The organism is Paracoccus yeei ATCC BAA-599, assembly GCF_000622145.1.
In the GTDB taxonomy this organism is placed as follows: Bacteria; Pseudomonadota; Alphaproteobacteria; order Rhodobacterales; family Rhodobacteraceae; genus Paracoccus; species Paracoccus yeei.
On the sequence record NZ_JHWH01000015.1, the window covers coordinates 23,852 to 42,780 of the forward strand.

General features: G+C 70.8%; 17 protein-coding genes. 7 read left to right on the forward strand and 10 right to left on the reverse strand.

All coding sequences use genetic code 11. The features are described from left to right. Positions 1-38: 38 nt before the first annotated feature. The 4 genes from BU28_RS0109570 to BU28_RS0109585 are packed head-to-tail and all read left to right on the forward strand — an operon-like array spanning position 39 to position 3,878. The gene (locus BU28_RS0109570) at positions 39-1,043 is read left to right on the forward strand and encodes an iron-siderophore ABC transporter substrate-binding protein (RefSeq protein ID WP_051578093.1); all 1,005 of its coding nucleotides are present in this window, start codon (positions 39-41) and stop codon (positions 1,041-1,043) included. Continuing rightward, the gene (locus tag BU28_RS0109575) at positions 1,040-2,047 is read left to right on the forward strand and encodes a FecCD family ABC transporter permease (RefSeq protein ID WP_028719284.1); all 1,008 of its coding nucleotides are present in this window, start codon (positions 1,040-1,042) and stop codon (positions 2,045-2,047) included. Before BU28_RS0109570 ends, BU28_RS0109575 begins: the two co-directional genes overlap by 4 nt. Next, the gene (locus BU28_RS0109580) at positions 2,044-3,075 is read left to right on the forward strand and encodes a FecCD family ABC transporter permease (RefSeq protein ID WP_028719285.1); all 1,032 of its coding nucleotides are present in this window, start codon (positions 2,044-2,046) and stop codon (positions 3,073-3,075) included. Before BU28_RS0109575 ends, BU28_RS0109580 begins: the two co-directional genes overlap by 4 nt. Continuing rightward, a complete protein-coding gene (locus BU28_RS0109585; protein WP_028719286.1) occupies positions 3,072-3,878 on the forward strand; it encodes an ABC transporter ATP-binding protein in 807 nt (268 codons plus the stop codon). The genes BU28_RS0109580 and BU28_RS0109585 overlap by 4 nt, the downstream gene beginning before the upstream one ends. Here the strand turns inward: BU28_RS0109585 and BU28_RS0109590 are convergent. From BU28_RS0109590 to BU28_RS0109620, 7 genes are read right to left on the reverse strand one after another with little or no spacing between them, the layout of a single operon-like run. Continuing rightward, positions 3,875-4,639, reverse strand: a complete 765-nt coding sequence (locus tag BU28_RS0109590; protein ID WP_028719287.1) for an L-fucose dehydrogenase — start codon at positions 4,637-4,639, stop codon at positions 3,875-3,877. The two genes, BU28_RS0109585 and BU28_RS0109590, sit on opposite strands and share 4 nt — an antisense overlap. Next, positions 4,639-5,916, reverse strand: coding sequence for an L-fuconate dehydratase (locus tag BU28_RS0109595; protein ID WP_028719288.1), 1,278 nt, complete (start codon positions 5,914-5,916; stop codon positions 4,639-4,641). Before BU28_RS0109595 ends, BU28_RS0109590 begins: the two co-directional genes overlap by 1 nt. A 57-nt stretch (positions 5,917-5,973) precedes the next feature. Further along, positions 5,974-6,912, reverse strand: a complete 939-nt coding sequence (locus BU28_RS0109600; RefSeq protein ID WP_028719289.1) for an ABC transporter substrate-binding protein — start codon at positions 6,910-6,912, stop codon at positions 5,974-5,976. 32 nt (positions 6,913-6,944) lie between these two features. Then, positions 6,945-7,943: an ABC transporter permease gene (locus tag BU28_RS0109605; RefSeq protein WP_051578095.1), complete on the reverse strand. Its 999-nt coding sequence runs from the start codon at positions 7,941-7,943 to the stop codon at positions 6,945-6,947. Next, positions 7,940-9,445 (reverse strand): sugar ABC transporter ATP-binding protein, encoded by a 1,506-nt coding sequence (locus tag BU28_RS0109610; protein WP_028719291.1) that lies wholly within the window; start codon positions 9,443-9,445, stop codon positions 7,940-7,942. Before BU28_RS0109610 ends, BU28_RS0109605 begins: the two co-directional genes overlap by 4 nt. Beyond that, entirely contained in the window at positions 9,442-10,263 is an 822-nt protein-coding gene (locus BU28_RS0109615; RefSeq protein WP_028719292.1) for an amidohydrolase family protein, read from the reverse strand. The genes BU28_RS0109610 and BU28_RS0109615 overlap by 4 nt, the downstream gene beginning before the upstream one ends. Positions 10,264-10,299: 36 nt before the next feature. Then, complete coding sequence (locus BU28_RS0109620) at positions 10,300-11,037, reverse strand: SDR family oxidoreductase (RefSeq protein ID WP_028719293.1); 738 nt, start codon at positions 11,035-11,037, stop codon at positions 10,300-10,302. Between the two features lie 120 nt (positions 11,038-11,157). Between BU28_RS0109620 and BU28_RS0109625 the strand changes: the two genes are divergently transcribed. Further along, the gene (locus BU28_RS0109625) at positions 11,158-11,937 is read left to right on the forward strand and encodes an IclR family transcriptional regulator (protein WP_051578111.1); all 780 of its coding nucleotides are present in this window, start codon (positions 11,158-11,160) and stop codon (positions 11,935-11,937) included. On the opposite strand, the gene BU28_RS0109630 is transcribed toward BU28_RS0109625, so the two are convergent. The 3 genes from BU28_RS0109630 to BU28_RS0109640 all read right to left on the reverse strand — a co-directional run bounded on the left by BU28_RS0109630 (position 11,934) and on the right by BU28_RS0109640 (position 15,502). Beyond that, positions 11,934-12,539 (reverse strand): hypothetical protein, encoded by a 606-nt coding sequence (locus BU28_RS0109630; protein ID WP_028719295.1) that lies wholly within the window; start codon positions 12,537-12,539, stop codon positions 11,934-11,936. The two genes, BU28_RS0109625 and BU28_RS0109630, sit on opposite strands and share 4 nt — an antisense overlap. 95 nt (positions 12,540-12,634) lie before the next feature. Then, a complete protein-coding gene (locus BU28_RS0109635) occupies positions 12,635-13,123 on the reverse strand; it encodes a hypothetical protein (RefSeq protein ID WP_028719296.1) in 489 nt (162 codons plus the stop codon). An 87-nt stretch (positions 13,124-13,210) separates the two neighbouring features. Then, entirely contained in the window at positions 13,211-15,502 is a 2,292-nt protein-coding gene (locus BU28_RS0109640; RefSeq protein ID WP_028719297.1) for an arginine/lysine/ornithine decarboxylase, read from the reverse strand. Positions 15,503-15,754: 252 nt separating this feature from the next. Between BU28_RS0109640 and BU28_RS0109645 the strand changes: the two genes are divergently transcribed. Beyond that, the gene (locus tag BU28_RS0109645; protein ID WP_028719298.1) at positions 15,755-17,788 is read left to right on the forward strand and encodes an HAD family hydrolase; all 2,034 of its coding nucleotides are present in this window, start codon (positions 15,755-15,757) and stop codon (positions 17,786-17,788) included. A gap of 48 nt (positions 17,789-17,836) precedes the next feature. Continuing rightward, a complete protein-coding gene (locus BU28_RS0109650) occupies positions 17,837-18,925 on the forward strand; it encodes a glycosyltransferase (protein ID WP_028719299.1) in 1,089 nt (362 codons plus the stop codon). Positions 18,926-18,929: the final 4 nt, after the last annotated feature.

The window sequence follows — 18,929 nt, forward strand, 5'->3', positions numbered from 1 at the left end:
GGGACGGCATGAAGCCCGCCATCCCCGAAGGAGCGCGCATGACACCCCGAGACCGTATCCGCCTGCCGCTGGTCCTGGCCCTCGGCGCCATTCTGGCCCCGCTCGCGGGCCATGCCCAGACCGCGCCCGAGACGTCCTTTCCCGTCACCGTCCGCCACGCCCTGGGCACGACCACCATCCCGGCCAGGCCGCAGCGCATCGCCACCGTCGCTTGGGCCAACCAGGAGGTGCCGCTGGCCCTGGGCATCGTGCCGGTCGGCATGGCGCGCGCGAATTTCGGTGATGACGACGGCGACGGGGTGCTGCCCTGGGTCGCGGCCCGGCTCAAGGAGCTGGGGGCCGAGACCCCGGTGCTGTTCGACGAAGGCGACGGCATCGACTTCGAGGCGGTGGCCGCCACCCGCCCGGACGTGATCCTGGCCGCCCATTCCGGGCTGACCCGGGCCGATTACGAAACGCTCAGCCAGATCGCGCCGGTGGTGGCCTATCCCGACCAGCCCTGGACGACCGGATGGCGCGACATGATCCGGCTGGACAGCGCCGGCATGGGCATGGCGGCCGAGGGCGAGGCGCTGATCCGACGGCTCGAGGGGCAGATCGCCGACACCGTCGCCCGCCATCCCGGCCTTGCCGGCAAGTCGGCGATGTTCGTGACCCATCTGGACACCACGAACCTCAGCCTCGTCAGCTTCTACACCACGCATGACACGCGGGTGCAGTTCTTTCACGACCTGGGCCTGACCTCGCCCAGCAGCGTGGTCGAGGCATCGGCCGACGGGCTTTACGCCGGCCAGATCAGCGCCGAGCGCATCGACGCCTTCGAGGACGTGGACATCGTCGTGACCTATGGCGGGCGCGCCCTGTTCGACGCCGTCAAGGCCGATCCCCTGCTGTCGCACATGCCGGCCGTGGCGCGCGACGCGCTGGTGCTTCTGGGCAACGACCCGGTCGGCACGGCGGCCAGCCCGACGCCGCTGTCGATCCCCTGGGTGCTGGACGATTACGTCGCCCGGCTGGCCGAAGCGGCCGCCCGAACCGAATGACCGGGCCCGCCGCCCTGCCCCGCCGGGGGCTGGCGCTGCTGGCGCTGGCGCTGGCGGTCGTGGCGCTTTGCGCGCTGTCGGTCGCCGTCGGCACCCGCAGCGTCCCCTGGTCCGAGATCCTGGGCGCCCTGTCCGGCCGCACGGATACGATCGGAGAGGCCGCCGTCGCCGCCCGCCTGCCCCGCACCGCGCTGGCGCTGCTGGCCGGGGCGGCGCTGGGGATGGCGGGGGCGCTGTTGCAGGGCATCACCCGCAACCCGCTGGCGGACCCCGGCATCCTTGGGATCAACATGGGCGCCGCGCTGGCCGTGGTGGTGGGCGTGGCGTGGTTTTCCATGACCTCGGCCCTGGCCTATATCGGGGCGGCGGTGCTGGGCGCCGGGCTGACGGCGGTCTTTGTCCAGGTCATCGGCTCGCTCGGACGCGGCGGGGCGACGCCGCTCAAGCTCGCGCTTGCGGGGGCCGCGACCTCGGTCGCCTTCTCGTCCCTGGTGATCGCGGTCGTGCTGCCGCGCAACGACATCGCCGGCGGCATCCAGTCCTGGCAGATCGGCGGCGTCGGCGGGGCGACATTCGCCCGCATCCTGCCGGTGCTGCCCATGCTGGCGGCGGGCCTGGCCATCGGCCTGATCTGGGCGCGGCGGCTGAACGCGCTGGCTCTGGGGGACGAGCTGGCGGCGGGCCTGGGCGAAGACGTCCTGCGCACGCGGCTGGTGGCGGGCCTTGCGGCGGTGCTGCTGGCGGGGGCCGCCACGGCCGTCTGCGGGCCCATCGGCTTTGTCGGTCTGGTCGTGCCGCACCTCTGCCGGCTGCTGGTCGGGACCGACCACCGCTGGCTTCTGCCCTTCTCGGCGCTGGCCGGGGCGGCGCTGCTGCTGGTCTCGGACGTCGCCGGCCGCCTCGTCGCCCGGCCCGGAGAGCTGGACGTGGGCATCGTCACCGCCTTTGTCGGCGCGCCCTTCTTCATCTGGATCGTCCGCCGGCAAAGGCTGCGCGAGCTATGACCGCGACTCTCGACACCGTCCGCGCGGCGCGCGGCCTGCGCCACCGCCGCCGCGCGCGCGGGCTGGCGGTCATGGCGGGGCTGATCCTCGCGGGCTTTGCCCTGACGCTGAGCCTTGGCCAAAGCCTGACGCCCCCCGGCGACGTCTTGCGCGTGCTGATGGGCCAGGACGTGCCCGGCGCCAGCTTCACCGTGGGCCAGCTGCGGCTGCCGCGCGCGGTGCTGTCGATCCTGGCCGGGCTCTGCTTCGGCATGGGGGGCGCCGCGTTCCAGGTCATGCTGCGCAACCCGCTGGCCAGTCCCGACATCATCGGCATCACCTGGGGCGCCAGCGCCGCGGCGGTGCTGGCCATCGTCTTTCTGGGCATGACCGGCCCGGGCGTCGCTGTGTTGGCGGTCGCAGCGGGCCTGGGCGTCGCGCTGGCGATCTATGGGCTGGCCTGGCGGGGCGGCGTCGCCGGCACCCGGCTGATCCTGATCGGCATCGGCACCGCCGCCATGCTGCAAAGCGTCGTCGCCTATGCCCTGGCCCGCGCGCCCGCCTGGGACCTGCAACAGGCCATGCGCTGGCTGACCGGCAGCGTCAACGGCGCGCAACTGTCCCAGGCCGTGCCGCTGGCGCTGACGCTTGCGCTGGCCGGGGGGGTGCTTCTGGCGCGCGCCCGCGACCTGGAAACGCTGCGCATGGGCGACGACACCGCCGCCGCCCTGGGCGTGCGGGTCGGCCCGACGCGCGTCGCCGTCACCCTGGCGGCGGTCGGGCTGATCGCCGTCGCCACCGCCTTCACCGGGCCCATCGCCTTCGTCGCCTTCCTGTCGGGCCCCATCGCGGCGCGGGTCATGGGCCGGACCGGCTCGATCCTGCTGCCGGCGGGGCTGGTCGGCGCGCTGCTGGTGCTGGCGGGCGACTATTGCGGCCAGTTCCTGATGCCGGGCCGCTATCCGGTCGGCGTCGTCACCGGGGCGCTGGGGGCGCCCTATCTGATCTATCTCATCATCCGGGTGAACCGGAGCGGAGGCTCGTTGTGACTGCCGCCCATCTTTTGCAGGCCCGGGGCCTTGGCGCGGGCTATGGCGACAGCACCGTGCTGCGCGGCCTGGACCTCAGCGTCGCGCCGGGGCGGATCACCGCCATCGTCGGCGCCAATGCCTGCGGCAAATCCACGCTGCTGCGCAGCCTGTCGCGGCTGTTGGCGCCGCGCGCGGGCCATGTGGTGCTGGACGGGCGCGACCTGCACCGCATCCCGCCGCGCGAACTGGCCCGCACCCTGGGCCTTCTGCCGCAATCGCCCATCGCGCCCGAAGGCATCACCGTGGCCGAGCTTGTGTCGCGCGGCCGCCACCCGCACCACGGCCTGCTCAGCCGCTGGAGCCCGGGCGACGACCAGGCCGTGGCCGAGGCGCTGGATGCCACCCAGACCGCCGACCTGGCCGAGCGCCCGGTGGACGAACTGTCGGGCGGCCAGCGCCAGCGCGTCTGGATCGCCATGGCGCTGGCGCAGCAGACCGACCTTTTGCTGCTGGACGAACCCACGACCTTCCTGGACATCAGCCACCAGGTCGAAGTGCTGGACCTGCTGATCGACCTGAACCGAGCGCGCGGGACCACCATCGTCATGGTGCTGCACGACCTGAACCTGGCGGCGCGCTATGCCGACCTGCTGGTCGCGATGAAGGACGGCGGGCTTTACGCCCACGGCACCCCGGCCGAGGTGCTGACCGAAGGCACCGTGCGCGCCGTCTTCGGTCTGGAAAGCCGCGTGGTCCCGGACCCGATCTGGGGCCGGCCGATGATGCTGCCCATCGGCCGCCACCGCGCCCGGCCGGACTAGCGGCCGATGGCACGGTCCAGATGCGTATAGCCGCCATCGACGAACAGCCATTGCCCGGTCGTGTGGCTGGCCCGGTCCGACAGCAGAAAGGCGCAGGTGTCGGCGATCTCGCGCGGGGTGGTCATGCGGTTGCCCAGGGGGATGCGCCGGGTGATCTCGGCCAGCGCGCCCTCGGGGTCGGGCATCCGGTCCAGCCAGCGGCGATACAAGGGCGTCATCGCCTCGGCCACGACGATGGCGTTGACGCGCACGCCGTCGGGCAGGAACTCGACCGCCCATTCCCGCGTCAGCCCCAGCTGCGCCGCCTTGGCTGCGACATAGGCCGAGGTTCCCCCCTGCCCCGTCAGTGCGGTTTTCGAGGTGATGTTGACGATGGCCCCCCGGCTGGCCCGCAGGTCGTCCGCCAGCAGATCCACCATCGTGTAATAATGCACCAGGTTCTGGTCCAGGCTTTCGCGGAACGCATCCGGGCCCCGGCCCAGCCCCACGCCGTCATTCGCGCCCGCGTTGTTGACCAGCCCATAGACCGCCCCGTGGCGCTGGCGCAGCGTCTCGACCGCCGCGCGGCAGACGGCATCGTCCGAAAGCTCCACCGCAATGAAATCGGCGCCGACCCGCGCCAGCCAGTCCGCATCGGGCGCGCTGCGCGACAGGATCACGACCCGCGCGCCCTCCTCGGCCAGCACCTCGGAGATCGCCACCCCGATGCCCGAGCCGCCGCCCGTCACCACCACCAGCCGGTCTTGCAGATGCAGGTCCATCACGCAGCCCCCCGAAAGCGATAGGTCTCCAGGCTTTCGGGCCGCATCTCGATGGAAAAGCCGGGCGCCGTGGGCGGCATGTAGGCCGCATCGACGATCACGCAGGGGTCCAGGAAATGCTCGTGCAGATGATCGACATATTCGATCACCCGCCCCTCGCGCGTGCCGGCGATGCACAGATAGTCGATCATCGACATGTGCTGGACATATTCGCACAGGCCCACGCCCCCGGCATGGGGGCAGACCTTCAGCCCGTATTTCGCGGCCATCAGCATGACCGCCAGCACCTCGTTCAGGCCGCCCAGCCGGCAGGCGTCGATCTGGACCACGTCGATCGCGCCCTCCATGATGAACTGCTTGAACAGGATGCGGTTCTGGCACATCTCGCCGGTCGCGACCTGCACCGGGGCCACGCCCGCGCGGATCTTGCGGTGGCCGGCCACATCGTCGGGGCTGGTCGGTTCCTCGATGAACCAGGGGTTCACGAAGGCGAGCCGCTTGACCCAGTCGATGGCCTGATCCACCTCCCAGACCTGGTTGGCGTCGATCATCAGCGCGACGTCAGGGCCCACGGTTTCACGCGCGATGGTCAGGCGGCGGATGTCGTCGTCCAGATCGCGGCCGACCTTCATCTTGACGTGGCGGAACCCGGCATCGACCGCCTCGCGGCACAGCCGGCGCAGCTTGTCGTCGCCATAGCCCAGCCAGCCGGCGCTGGTGGTATAGCAGGGATAGCCCTCGGCCTTCAGCGTCTCGACGCGCGCGGCCTTGTCCCGCGCCTGCTCGGTCAGGAAATCCAGCGCCCATTCCGGCGTGATGCAGTCGGTCAGATAGCGAAAATCGATGCAGCGGACCAGGTCCTCGGGCGTCATCTCGGCGACCAGTTGCCAGACCGGCTTGCCCACGGATTTCGCCCACAGGTCCCAGACCGCGTTGACCACCGCCCCGGTCGCCAGATGGATCGCACCCTTGTCCGGGCCGATCCAGCGCAACTGGCTGTCGCCGGTGATATGCCGCCAGAACCGGCCCATGTCCTGCGCGATCCAGCCCAGGTCCAGCCCCACGACCAGAGGGCGCAGCGCCTCGATGGCGGCGACGCAGATCTCGTTGCCGCGCCCGATGGTGAAGGTCAGCCCGTGGCCCCGATGCGGCCCGTCCGTCTCCAGGATGACATAGGCGGCGGAATAATCCGGGTCGGGGTTCATCGCGTCCGATCCATCCAGCGCCCGGCTGGTCGGAAAGCGCACGTCGAGGGTCGAAAGGCCGGTGATCTTCATGGGAAACCTTGTGGGAATGGGACGCCGGAGACCGCTGCGGCCCCCGGCGCGCAGGCGTCAGTCGTAAAGCACCGCGGCGATCTCGGGGCTGTCGATGTTGGTCTTGTCGTACCAGAAAAAGCCGGTGTCGATGGACTTCGGGACCGTCTCGCCCTTGGCGGCGGCGACGGCGGCCTTGACCGTCTCATAGCCGATGCCGACCGGGTTCTGGGTGATCGCGCCCGCCATGGTCCCGTCGCGGATCGCGGCCTTTTGCGCGGCGCCCGAGTCGTAGCCGATGACCACGACCTTGGACCCCATCTCGCGCACCCCGTTCAGCACGCCGATGGCCGAGCCCTCGTTCGCGCCGAAAATGCCCTTGATGTCGGGGTTCGCGGCCAGGATCGCCTTGGTGATCTCGGTCGATTTCAGCTGGTCGCCGTCGCCGTATTCGGTCGCGACGATCTGGATGTCGGGGTATGTCTCGGCGATGCGGTTCACGAAGCCGTCGCGCCGGTCGATCCCGGTGCGCGAGGTCTGGGAATGGACCACCAGCGCGATCTTGCCCGATCCGCCGATCAGTTCCGCCATCTTGTCGGCGGCAAGGGCCGAGGCCGCCAGGTTGTCCGTCGCCGCCGTCGCCACCGGAATGTCGCTGTCCACGCCCGAGTCGAAGGCGATGACCGGGATCTTGGCGTCCTGCGCCTGGCGCAGCAGCGGGATCGCGGCCTGGCTGTCCAGCGCGGCAAAGCCGATGGCGGCGGGCTTGTTGGCCAGGGCGGCGGCCAGCATGTCCATCTGCTTGTCGACCTGGGTTTCGTTGTCCGGCCCCTCGAAGGTGACGGTCACGCCCAGTTCCGCCCCGGCCTTGTCGGCGCCGACCTTGACCGCCTGCCAGAACTGGTGCTGGAACCCTTTCGAGATCAGCGGGATCAGCATCTTGTCCTGCGCCATCCCGGCGGTGGCGCTCAGCGCCAGCGTGGCGGCCGCGCCCATCAGCATGCGTCTTGTGAACATCCGGTTTCCTCCCTTGGTGTTCGATCCTTTGGTCAGCCCGCCCTCCCCCGGCGCAGCTGATCGGCATAGACGGCGGCGATGATGATCGCGCCGGTCACGACGGTCTGCCATTCCGGCGCGACCGACAGAACGCGCAGCCCGTTGGTCAGGACCGCCATGATCAGCGCGCCGATCAGCGTCCCGAGGATGGTGCCGCGCCCGCCCGCAAGGCTGGTGCCGCCGATCACCACCGCGGCGATCGCCTCAAGCTCGTATCCCAGCCCCAGCGCGGGCTGGGCCGAGTTCAGCCGGCTGGCGATCAGCAGCCCGCCGATGCCGACGATGCCGCCCGACAGCGCATAGATCGCCATCTTCCAGCGGTCGGTGTCGACGCCCGACAGGCGCACGGCTTCCTCGTTCGATCCCAGGGCAAAGGTATAGCGCCCCAGCACCGTGCGCCCCAGGATCCAGGCGACCGCCCCCGCGACCAGGAACAGGATCAGGACGCCGTTCGGCACCGGGAATGCCGGGACCAGCGCGCCGATGACGGACCCTTGGGCGATCTGCGTGAACCCCGGCGTGTCGTTGAAATAGATGGGCTTGGTGCCCGTCACGATCAGCGACAGCCCCTTCAGCATCAGCATCATCCCCAGCGTGGCGATGAACGGCGGGATCTTCATCTTGGCCACGAACGTCCCCGAGATCAGCCCGCAACACGCCCCCGTGGCGATGGCGGCGACGATCCCCAGGGGCAGCGGCATGCCGCCCCAGGTCAGCACCACCCCGGCCATGACCGCGCAGAAGGTCATCAGCGTGCCGATGGACAGATCAATGCCGCCGGTGATGATGATCAGCGTCACGGCCACCGCCAGCACCCCGTTGACCGAGGCGGCCTGCAAGATCGCCATGATGTTTGTCATCTGAAAGAAGTTCGGGCTGGCCAGCGAAAAGCCCGCGACCAGCACGATCAGGCTGGCGAAGGCCAGGATCTTCTGCTGCGCCGCGCCGCGCCGGGCCTGCCGCGCGTCCATGGTTCCCTCGCCTGCGCTCATTCGACGACCATCCCTTCGCGTTGTGTGGCCAGCGCCATGATCCGTTCCTGGCTGGCGCCGCCCGGCAGGATGCCGGTCAGCCGCCCCTCGCACATGACGGCGATGCGGTGCGACAGCCGCAGGATTTCCGGCAGCTCGCTTGAAATCACGATGATCGCCTTGCCCGCCGCCGCCAGATCGTTCAGCAGCCGGTAGATTTCCGATTTCGCGCCCACGTCGATGCCGCGCGTGGGCTCGTCAAAGATCAGGATGTCGCAATCGCGCAGCAGCCATTTCGCGATCACCACCTTCTGCTGGTTGCCCCCCGACAGCAGCCGCACCGGATGGCGGTCGTGCGGCGTGCGGATGCGCAGCCGCGCGATATAGTCCCGCGCGATACCGGCCAGCGCGCGTTCGTCGATCCGCCCGAGGGCGTCGGCGTGGCGGTCCAGGCTTGCCAGCGCGATATTGTCGCGCACGTCCATCCCCAGCGCCAGGCCATAGTGCTTGCGATCCTCGGACAGATAGCCGATGCCGGCGCGCACGGCATCAGAGGGGCTGCGGATCAGGGCGGGCTTGCCATGCACCAGAACCTCGCCCGCCTCGGCGGGTTCGGCCCCAAAGATGGCGCGGGCGGTCTCGGTGCGGCCCGCCCCCATCAGCCCGGCAAAGCCCAGGATCTCGCCCTTTTTCAGCGAAAAGCTGACGCCCCGCACCTCGCGCCCGCGCGTCAGGTTCCGCAACTCCAGCGCGACGGGGGCCGCGCTCAGATCGGGGATGCTGACGCTTTCCTCGCCGATCTCGCGGCCGACCATCATGGCGATGATGCGCGCCATGGGCGTGTCCGCCGCCTCGACTGTGCCGACATGGGCGCCGTCGCGCATGACGGTGATGCGGTCGGCGATGCGCTTGATCTCGTCCATCTTGTGGCTGATGTAGACGATGCCCACGCCCTCGGCCCGAAGCTGGCGGATGATGGTGAATAGCTCGGCGATCTCAGCCTCGGTCAGGGCGGCGGTCGGCTCGTCCATGATGAGGACGCGGGACCGGTGCGACAGCGCCTTGGCAATCTCGACCATCTGCTGGCGGGCGATGGTCAGCCCGCCCACGGCGCCGCGCGGGTCGATGCCCAGGTTCATGCGCCGGAACAGCGCGGCGGTGTCGGCGTTCTGGCGCGCCTCGTCGATGCGGCCCCAGGACAGGCGCGGCTCGCGCCCGATCCAGATGTTCTGCGCCACGGTCAGGTCGCGCATCAGCGCCAGTTCCTGATGGATGATGCCGATGCCCAGATCCTGCGCTGCCCTGGGCGAGGGCACGCCGACCTCGGCCCCGTCGATCAGGATGCGCCCGCCGTCGGGCTGATAGACCCCCGACAGGATCTTCATCAGCGTGGACTTGCCCGCGCCGTTCTCGCCCATCAGGGCATGGACCTCGCCGGCGCGCAGGTCGAAGCCCACGGATTTCAGCGCATGGACGCCGGGGAAGCGCTTCTCGATCGCCTCCATCCGCACCAGGTCGGTCATGGCGCCACCCCATAGACCCGCGCGGCATTGCCGCCGAAGATCGCCGCCCGCTCGGGTGCGGAAAGGCCCGCGGTCAGGTCCTCGGACAGCGCCAGCCAGTCGATCAGCGGCGCAACCAGCGTCACCACCGGCCAGTCGCTGCCCCAGATCAGCCGGTCCGGGCCGAACCAGTCCAGCAGGTCCGCAAGGGTGGCTTGCAGCGCCAGCAGGGGATCGCGCCGCTCCTCGGGCGAAAGCTCGGTCAGCAGGCCCGACAGCTTGCAATGGATGCGGGGGTCGCGCGCCAAGGCGCGCATCCCCGCCCGCCAGCCCTCACGCGGCCCGGGCTGGGGCTTCGCGGCATGGTCGATGACGATGGCAAGATCGGGGTTCGCGTCCGCGAACCGCGCCAGCATCGGCAGGTGGCGTTCGGTGACCAGCGCGTCGAACACCAGCCCGGCCCCCGCCATCGCAGCCAGCGCCTCGGGCCGGGCCACATTCACCAGCCAGTCGGTGTCGGCAATGTCCTGCAGCATCGGCCGCAGCCCGCGCAGCAGCGGATCGGCCGCCAGGTCCCTGACCGCATCGGCGGCCCCGGCAGCCGCCAGATCGACCCAGCCCACCACCCCGCGGATGCTGTCCGACCCGCGCGCCAGGTCCAGCAGAAAGCGCGTCTCGGCCACGCTCGGCGCGGCCTGCACGGCGATCACCGGCCGCCCGCCCGGGTAATCGGCCAGGCCGAAATCGCGCCGGATCGGGTCGAGCCCCGGCCCGCCGGTTTCAAGCCAGCCGTAATCCCCGCGCCCGAGGCTCCAGAAATGGCAATGCGCGTCCAGCATTCACCGCCCCCTCCCCCGGGCCGCGAAACCTTGCGTTCAGATCGTCACGCCTCCGTCGACCAGCATGGCCTGGCCGGTGACGAACCGGCTTTCGTCCGACAGCAGATAGACGACCATCGGCGCGATATCCTCGACCGTGGCCAGCCGCCCCATCGGCTGGCGCGCGATGAAGTCGCGTTCCGCCTGCACCGGATCGGCGGCCGAGGCGATGCGCCCGCGCAGGCTGGGCGTGTCCACCGTGCCCGGACACAGCGCGTTGCAGCGGATGCCCTGTTTCACGAAATCGGCGGCGACCGCCTTGGTCAGCCCGATCACGGCGGCCTTGCTGGCGCCATAGGCGGTGCGGTTCACGAAGCCCTTCACCGAACTGGCCATCGACGCCATGTTCAGGACCGAGGCGGCGCCCGTGTCCCCCGCCCGCGCGATCATGCCGGGCAGGAAGGCGCGGATCATGCGCATCATCGCCGTCACGTTCAGGTCGAAGGCAAAGGCCCAGTCCTCGTCCCGGATGTCCAGCACCGTGCCGCCGTGCACGACGCCGGCGCAGTTGAACAGCCCGTCCAGCGGACCCAGCGTCTCGGCCAGGTCGGCGATGGCAAGCGGATCGGTCACGTCCAGCCCGTGCAGGACCATGCCCGAAAGCCCCGCCAGCAGCTCGGGGTCGCGGTCGGTCGCGATGACCTCGGCCCCCTCGGCGGCGCAGGCCAGGGCCGAGGCGCGGCCGATGCCCTGCCCGGCCGCGGTGATCAGGATACGCTTGCCGCGAAGCCGCATCAGAAGCCCCCTCTCATTCCGTTGCAGTTTCTATATGAACAGGCTATCCATATATGAACCCAGGACGCAACAGTTTTCTGCGCTGCCGCCGGGCAGGCGAAAGGACCAGGGATGGCGGACATGCAGGACAGACCGGCGGATCGCTACCGCGCGCCCGCGCTCGACAAGGGGCTCGATATCCTCGAGGTGCTGGCCGACCAGCCCGGCGGCCTGACCCGGGCCGAGATCGTCAAGGCTCTGGGCGTCAGCCCGTCGCAGATCTACCGGATGCTGGAACGGCTGGTCGCGCGCGCCTATGTCACCCGGCTGGACGGCGGCGACCGCTATGCGCTGACGATGAAGCTGTTCCTGCTGGCCAACGGCTATCCGCCGCTGCGCCGGCTGGTGGCGCAGGCCCAGCCGATGATGGACGCGTTTTCCCGCGAATTGCGCCAGTCCTGCCACCTGGTCGTGCCGGAAAACGGCTGCGGCATCGTCGTGGCCCAGGCCAGCCCCGTCGATCACTGGGAATTCCGCGCCCGGGTCGGCGCGCGGCTCGACCTGTTCCAGACCAGTTCGGGTCTGACGCTGCTGGCCTTCCAGGACCCCGCCCGGCGGGCCGAGACGCTGGGCCAATGGGGCATCGCCGAGGCCGAGGCCGCCGTCGGCGCCATCGCGGACCAGCTGGGGCGCATCCGCCGCAGCGGCCACCGCGTCGGCCCCTCGGGCCAGGCGGTGGGCGTCACCGACCTCAGCGTGCCGCTGCTGGGCCCGCGCGGCGACGCCATGGCGGTGCTGACCTGCGCCTTCATCGAGCATCCTGGCGATCCCCCCGCCGGGCTGCGCGAGGCGGCGCTGGCGCGCCTGGCCGAGGTCGCGCGCGCCCTGTCGACCGACCCCGCGCGGCCCGGCCCCGCCTAGCCCCAGGCGCGCGGCGCGGGCTCGGCCCCCTCCAGCGCGGCGATGCGCAGCGGCGGCACGGCCGAGGGCTGGGCGAACCAGAAGCGGTGCATCAGCTCGATCTGGCGCTGCGCCCGCCGCAGCGCCGCGATCCGGTTCGCGGGCTGGGCCGGTCGTGGCACCAGCAGCACCGCGACCTGCCGCGCCGATTCGGGCGTCAGCCCGGCCAGCGCCGGCCGGGCGTTCACGAAGGCCACGAACCCCGCCGTGACATGGCAATAGACCTCGGCCGGTCCGGTCAGGCCGCGCAGCATCCCGCCCGCGACATTGCCCATCGCCTGGTCGTTGGCCACCGTCGCCGTGGCCAGGCAAAAGGCCGCCAGCTTCGATTCCGCAAGCTGGCGCAGCGTGCGCACGACCGGCGCGTCGCCCCCGCGGGTCAGGAACACGTCCTGGCGCCAGCGGAAATCCTGGATCGGATAGCGCCCGGCTTCGCAGCGCAGCCGGAACGCCACCATCGATTCGGGCCCCGCGATGTCCCAGGGCAGCAGCACCTGATGCAGCGCTGCCGGCAGGCCGCCGATGAAATTCGGCCTGACAGGCACATGATCCAGCATCCGCATCGGCAATCCGTCCCGCGTTCCATTCGTTGCCGCCATCATCGGCCAGCCACCGGCCGGGCGCAACGAATGCTCGGGATTTTAAGGATTTTCTGCGCTCAGCCCGAAACCTGCACCGGCAGACCGCCGGTCACGGGGCGGCCGTCGCGGCGATAGAACCAGCGCGCCGCCTCGAACACGGTGAAGCTGTACTTGCGGCCGCGCTCGGACATCAGCGTGCGCTCCAATTCGGCCCCCTCGAACGTCATGCGCAGCACCGGCGTGTCGCTGCCCAGGGGTCCCTCGGCCCGCAGCGCGGCCAGCAGCGCCAGCACCTCGGGGCCGGTGGTGTCGTGCCAGATCTGCGCCCGCTGGAAGGAAATCGAGATCCGCAGGTCGGGCCGGCGCGGTTCGCTCAGCACCCGGCAGGACAGCAGGAAGCCGTTGCCGACCTCGGTGACGGCGGGCAGCAGCTCGACCTCGATCCGGCGCGGCACGGCGCGGCCGAACAGGCGCGCATCCTCGATCCGGCCAAAGCGGCAGGCCTGGGCCGCGCCGGCAGGGGCGGAACCGGGGCCTGCGGGGGGCGCGGTGGGATGGGGCTGCACGGCGTCAGTGTGTCCTGGCTGTCATCGCGTCGTTGTCGCAGCTTGGGCGCGTCCGGGCAAGCCCGACACACGCCTCGGTTGCGAAAATCACGGCTCGGCCACGCAGTCGGCAAAGTAATGCACCGCGCCGTCCGGTCCGACCTCCTGCACGAGGCCGTGGATGTCGGTCTCGAACCCCGGACATTCGCGGGCGAATTCGCGGTTGAAGCGCAGGTATTCGACGATCCGCCCGTTGAAGACCTCGCCCGGGATCAGCAGCGGGATGCCCGGAGGATAGGGCGTCACCAGGCTGGTGGTGATGCGGCCTTCCAGGTCGTCGATCGGCACGCGCTGGGTGGTGCGCTGCGCGATATGGGCAAAGGCCTCGCTGGGCTTCATCGCGGGCGTCAGGTCGGACAGGTACATTTCGGTCGACAGCACCGCCACGTCGTATTTGGCGTAAAGTGCATGGACGTGCTGGCACAGGTCGCGCAGGCCCATCTGCTTGTAGCGCGGCTGCTTCTGGCAGAACTCGGGCATCACCCGCCACAGGGGCTGGTTCTTGGCGTGATCGTCCTTGAACTGCTGCAGCGCGGTCAGCAGCGTGTTCCAGCGGCCCTTGGTGATGCCGATGGTGAACATCACGAAAAAGCTGTAAAGCCCGGTCTTTTCCACCACCACGCCATGCTCGGCCAGGTACTTGGTGACGATGCTGGCGGGGATGCCCCAATCCTCGAACCGGCCGTCGATGTTCAGGCCGGGGGTGATGATCGTGGCCTTGATCGGGTCCAGCATGTTGAAGCCCGGCGCCATGTCGCCAAAGCCGTGCCAGGCGTCCTCGCCGTCGCGCTGCACGCCCTCGCTGTCGGTGCGGCGCAAGACCCAGTCGCGGGTGCGGCCGATCCCCTCCTCCTCCAGCTCGTCCGGGCCCCAGACCTGGAACCACCAGTCGTCCTCGCCGAACTCGTCATCGACCTTGCGCATGGCGCGGCGGAAATCCAGCGCCTCGGCGATGCTCTCCTCGACCAGCGCAGTCCCGCCCGGCGGCTCCATCATCGCGGCGGCCACGTCGCAGCTGGCGATGATCGAATATTGCGGGCTGGTCGAGGTGTGCATCAGATACGCCTCGTTGAACAGGTGCCGGTCCAGCCGCGTCGTCTCGCTGTCCTGGACCAGGACGTGGCTGGCCTGGCTGATCCCGGCCAGCAGCTTGTGGATCGACTGCGTGGCATAGACCATCGACTGCTCGGTGCGCCCGCGCTTGCGGCCCATGGCGTGGAACGTGCCATAGAACGGATGGAAGGCCGCGTGCGGCAGCCAGGCCTCGTCGAAATGCAGGTTCTCGACCCAGCCGTCCAGCATCCCCTTGATGACCTCGGTGTTGTACAGCACGCCGTCATAGGTCGATTGCGTCAGCGTCATGATGCGCGGCTTGACGGTGTCGGCATCGACCCCCTTCAGCAGCGGGTTGGCGCGGATCTTGGCCTTGATCGTCTCGATCTCGAACTCGCTGTGCGGGATCGGGCCGATGATGCCCCAATGGTTGCGGGTGGGCTTCAGGAACACCGGCACGGCGCCGGTCATGATGATCGAATGCAGGATCGACTTGTGGCAGTTGCGGTCCACCACCACCACGTCGCCCGGCGCGACCGTATGGTGCCACACCATCTTGTTGCTGGTGCTGGTCCCGTTGGTGACAAAGAAGCAATGGTCCGCGTTGAAGATCCGCGCCGCGTTCTGTTCGGACGCGCCGATGGCGCCGTTATGGTCCAGAAGCTGGCCCAGCTCCTCGACGGCATTGCAGACATCGGCGCGCAGCATGTTCTCGCCATAGAACTGGTGATACATCTGGCCGATGGGGCTTTTCAGGAACGCGACGCCCCCCGAATGGCCGGGACAGTGCCAGGAATAGGACCCGTCCTCGGCGTAATCCAGAAGCGCGCGGAAGAACGGCGGCTGGATGCCCTCAAGGTAGGACTTGGCCTCGCGGATGATGTGGCGGGCGACGAACTCGGGCGTGTCCTCGAAGGCGTGGATGAAGCCGTGCAGCTCGCGCAGGATGTCGTTCGGGAGGTGCCGGCTGGTCTTGGTCTCGCCATAGATATAGATCGGCACGTCGGCGTTCTTCCAGCGCACCTCCTCGATGAAGTTGCGCAGGTTCGTCACCACCGGGTCCAGGTCGGGACCGGGGCTGAACTCCTCGTCGTCGATCGACAGGACAAAGGCGCTGGCGCGGCTTTGCTGCTGGGCGAATTGCGACAGGTCGCCATAGCTTGTGACGCCCAGCACCTGGAACCCCTCGCTTTCGATGGCGTCGGCCAGCGCGCGGATGCCCAGGCCCGACGAGTTTTCCGAACGGAAATCCTCGTCGATGATGACGATGGGGAAGCGGAACTTCATCGAACTCTCCTGTGCCCTCAGGGATGCAGCCGGGTCGGACCGCGCCCCTCATACTATCCCCGGGGTCCAGCGTCACCCCGCAAACGGCGCGCGCGCAGGGACGCGCCGGGGGGCTGCGCGGGGGCCTCGACCTAAAAAATGTCAACTTGGCGGCGGGGGCGGAACTGCGCCCCCGGCGCGGGGCTTTTCCAGCCATGGCGCGGCCTTCCCCGCCGCCTGTTTCCAGCGCCGTCGGCCTCAGCGGGGTTCGTGATGTATGTGATGCATGTGGCCCTTGCAGGCTGTCTCGGACCGCCGCCGATCCGCCATGGGCTGACGCAGGACACCGGCGGCGCGCTGGCCTATGTCCTGGGCGCGGCCGAGGCGCAGGCCCTGCGTTCCGACACCGAGGCCGTTGACATCGTCACCCGGCGCTTCGACGACCCCGCGCTGGGGGCGGACCACGACCTGCCGATGCAGCAGCTGGGCCCGCGGCTGCGCATCATCCGCATCGCCTCGGCTTCGCGCGGCTATCTGGCCCAGCCCGATCTTGGCCCCGAGCTGCCGGATCTCGCGCTGGCCTTTCTGGGGCTCTTGTCGATGCTGCCGCGCCGGCCGGACCTGATCCACTGCCACGGCGCCGAGGCCATGGTGCTGGGCCGGGCGGCGCGGGCGCGCCACCGCATGCCGCTGCTTTATACTCCCCATGCGCACAGCCTCAGGGCGCGGCTCGACGCACCCCCGCCGCAGGCGCTGCGCGACCAGCTGGCCCGCGAACGCACCGCCCTGCGCGAGGCCGACGCCATCATCGCCTCGACCCGGGACGAGGCCGAGCGCCAGATCGCCGCCTACGACCCGCTGGCTGCCGGGCGGGTCTGGCGCATCAACCCCGGCGTCGCGCTGCCCCGGCCGCGCGGCGACGCCCGCGCGCTGCTGGCCACGCTCGACCGGCCCGAGGCGCCGTTTCTTCTGGCCATCGCCCGGCCGGTGCGGCAGAAAAACCTGATGGGGCTGCTGGACGCCTATATCGCCTCGCCCGCGCTGCAGGCGCGCGCCAACCTGGTGATCCTGGCCGGCCAGCCGGGGGGCGAGGCCGAGCAGCGCGCGATCCGCCGTGAACTGACGCTGCGGGCCGCCTCGGCGGGGCTCGGGGGCAAGGTGCTGATGCCGCACAGCCACGACCCGGGCATCGTGCCGCTGCTTTACGCGCGCTGCGCGATCCAGCGCGGCGTCCTGGTGAACCCCGCGCTGCACGAATCCCTTGGACTGACACTGATCGAGGCGGCCCGTTTCGGCCTGCCGGTCGTCGCCACCCGCAACGGCGGCCCGCAAGCCATCCTCGACCGCATCGGCCACGGGCTGGCGGTCGATCCCGCCCGGCCCCGCGCCATCGCCGCCGCCTGCCTGCGGCTGGTGCGCGACGCGGGCCTGTGGCGGCGGCTGTCGCAGAACGCCCGCAACGGCCAGGGACAGTTCAGCTGGGACCGCTGGGCCGAGCGCGTCGCGACCATCGCCGCACGGCTCCTCTCGCCCCGCGCGCCGTTCCGGCCCGGCCCCCTGCCCCGCACGATCCTGGCCTTCGACCTCGATGCGACGCTCAGCGGCTGCCCGGTCGGCGCGCTCCGCTTCTCGGACTGGGCGCAGGGCGCGGACGGGCGCGGCCAGCGCATCGTGCTGACCACCGAGGCCCCCGTGTCCGAGGCGCGCGGCCAGCTTGCCGACTGGTCCCTGCCCGAGCCGCAGGTCCTCATCACCTCGCTCGGGTCCGAGATCTGGCGCCCGCACCATCGCGGCGCCCTGCGCCTGTGCATCGACTATGCCGCCTGGGTCACCGAGGGCTGGCACCGCGCCGCCGTCCGCGAGGCGATCGAGGCGCTGGGGCTCGACTGGCGCGCGGCCCACGAACAGCGCGCCTGGCGGCTGGCGCTGTCAGGCACCCCCGCCGACGCCGCCCGCGTGACCGCCGCCCTGGGCGCGCAGGGCCTTCAGGCCCGCGTCATCGCCTCGGGCGCGGGGACCATCGACGTGCTGCCCCGCCGCGCCGGCAAGCCCGAGGCCCTGGCCTTCGAGGCGCGCCGCCTGGGCCTGTCGCTGGCCGATTGCGTGGCGGCGGGCGACGGCGCGCGCGACACCGCCCTGCTGGCGGCGGCGGGCCGAGCCATCCTGGTCGGCGCCAGCGCACCCGCCCTGCCCGACCGCCCCGGGCTTTACCGCGCCCGCGCCGCCCACGGCGTCGGCGTGGTCGAGGGGCTGGCGCATTTCGACCTGGGCGCCGCCGCCCAGCCCCGGGGCATCCCCGCGGAATGATCGCGCCCCGCGCCCTTTCGCTTCATCCGCCGGCCAAGGCCGCCTGACATGCGCATCGCCCTGCTCGCGCCCCTGCGCCATCCGATCAAGCCCCCCTTCATGGGCGGGCTCGAGGCGCATTGCTGGCATCTCGCGCGCGGGCTCAAGGCGCGCGGCCACCAGGTCACGCTGTTCGCCTCGGGCGACAGCGACGTGGGCGTGCCGGTCTTTCCCGTGCTGCGCCGCCACGCCCGGGCGGATTTTCCCGACCCCGCGCGCCAGGGCGGCGCCCATCTGGCCGCGATCCTCGACGCCGCGATGCAGCGCGCCTGCGACCGGATCGCGCAGGGCATCGCGCAGGGCGGCTTCGACGTGGTCCATGACGCCAGCCAGCACCCCCGCCCGCTGGCGCTGGCGGCGCGCGGCCAGCCCTGCGTCACCGCGCTGCACGGGCCCCCGGCCCCGGCGCTGCAGCGCGCGACCCTGGACCAGCCCGGCGCGCGCTTCACCCTGCCCTCGGAACACCAGCGCAGGGTCTGGTGGCCCGGCGCGGCGCCCGCGCGGGTGGCGGTCGTTCACCCCGGAATCGACCCCGGGCGCTGGCCGTTCTCGCCCCTGGGCAACGGCACCCTGGTCTGGTCCGGCCGCATGCGGCCCGAAAAGGGGCCGCAGCTCGCCGCCCAGACCGCCGCCCGGCTGGGCATGCCGCTGACGCTTTACGGCATGGTCGAGGACCGGGCCTGGTTCGACGGCGCCGTGCGTCCCTTCCTGGGCGGGCGAATCCGCTATGGCGGGCATCTGGGGCAGGACGACCTGGCCCGCGCGCTCGGCGCGGCCTCGGTGCTGCTGTTCACCCCGGTGGGCGACGAACCCTTCGGCCGCGCCGCGGTCGAGGCCATGGCCACGGGCCTGCCGGTGGCAAGCTTCGATCAGGGCGCGGCGCGCGAGGTGATCGGCGATGCCGGCGCCTTCGCGGGCGACCCCCTGCCGCAGGCGCTGGCCCCCGCCATCCGCCAGGCGCTGGCGATCCCCCGCGACCGGCCGCGCAACCGGGTCGAGCGCCTGTTCACCCTTTCGGGGATGCTTCAGGGCTACGAGGCGCAATACCGCGCGGCCATCGCAGACCGGGCCGGCGCCGCCCCGCCCCTCGCCCACTGAACCG

Bases quoted from the DNA above. Each gene is read 5' to 3' on its own strand.
- BU28_RS0109570 (WP_051578093.1), top strand. From the start codon at position 39: ATGACACCCCGAGACCGTATCCGCCTGCCGCTGGTCCTGGCCCTCGGC.
- BU28_RS0109575 (WP_028719284.1), top strand. From the start codon at position 1,040: ATGACCGGGCCCGCCGCCCTGCCCCGCCGGGGGCTGGCGCTGCTGGCG.
- BU28_RS0109580 (WP_028719285.1), top strand. From the start codon at position 2,044: ATGACCGCGACTCTCGACACCGTCCGCGCGGCGCGCGGCCTGCGCCAC.
- BU28_RS0109590 (WP_028719287.1), bottom strand. From the start codon at position 4,639: ATGGACCTGCATCTGCAAGACCGGCTGGTGGTGGTGACGGGCGGCGGC.
- BU28_RS0109595 (WP_028719288.1), bottom strand. From the start codon at position 5,916: ATGAAGATCACCGGCCTTTCGACCCTCGACGTGCGCTTTCCGACCAGC.
- BU28_RS0109600 (WP_028719289.1), bottom strand. From the start codon at position 6,912: ATGTTCACAAGACGCATGCTGATGGGCGCGGCCGCCACGCTGGCGCTG.
- BU28_RS0109605 (WP_051578095.1), bottom strand. From the start codon at position 7,943: ATGAGCGCAGGCGAGGGAACCATGGACGCGCGGCAGGCCCGGCGCGGC.
- BU28_RS0109610 (WP_028719291.1), bottom strand. From the start codon at position 9,445: ATGACCGACCTGGTGCGGATGGAGGCGATCGAGAAGCGCTTCCCCGGC.
- BU28_RS0109615 (WP_028719292.1), bottom strand. From the start codon at position 10,263: ATGCTGGACGCGCATTGCCATTTCTGGAGCCTCGGGCGCGGGGATTAC.
- BU28_RS0109620 (WP_028719293.1), bottom strand. From the start codon at position 11,037: ATGCGGCTTCGCGGCAAGCGTATCCTGATCACCGCGGCCGGGCAGGGC.
- BU28_RS0109625 (WP_051578111.1), top strand. From the start codon at position 11,158: ATGCAGGACAGACCGGCGGATCGCTACCGCGCGCCCGCGCTCGACAAG.
- BU28_RS0109630 (WP_028719295.1), bottom strand. From the start codon at position 12,539: ATGCGGATGCTGGATCATGTGCCTGTCAGGCCGAATTTCATCGGCGGC.
- BU28_RS0109640 (WP_028719297.1), bottom strand. From the start codon at position 15,502: ATGAAGTTCCGCTTCCCCATCGTCATCATCGACGAGGATTTCCGTTCG.
- BU28_RS0109645 (WP_028719298.1), top strand. From the start codon at position 15,755: ATGTATGTGATGCATGTGGCCCTTGCAGGCTGTCTCGGACCGCCGCCG.
- BU28_RS0109650 (WP_028719299.1), top strand. From the start codon at position 17,837: ATGCGCATCGCCCTGCTCGCGCCCCTGCGCCATCCGATCAAGCCCCCC.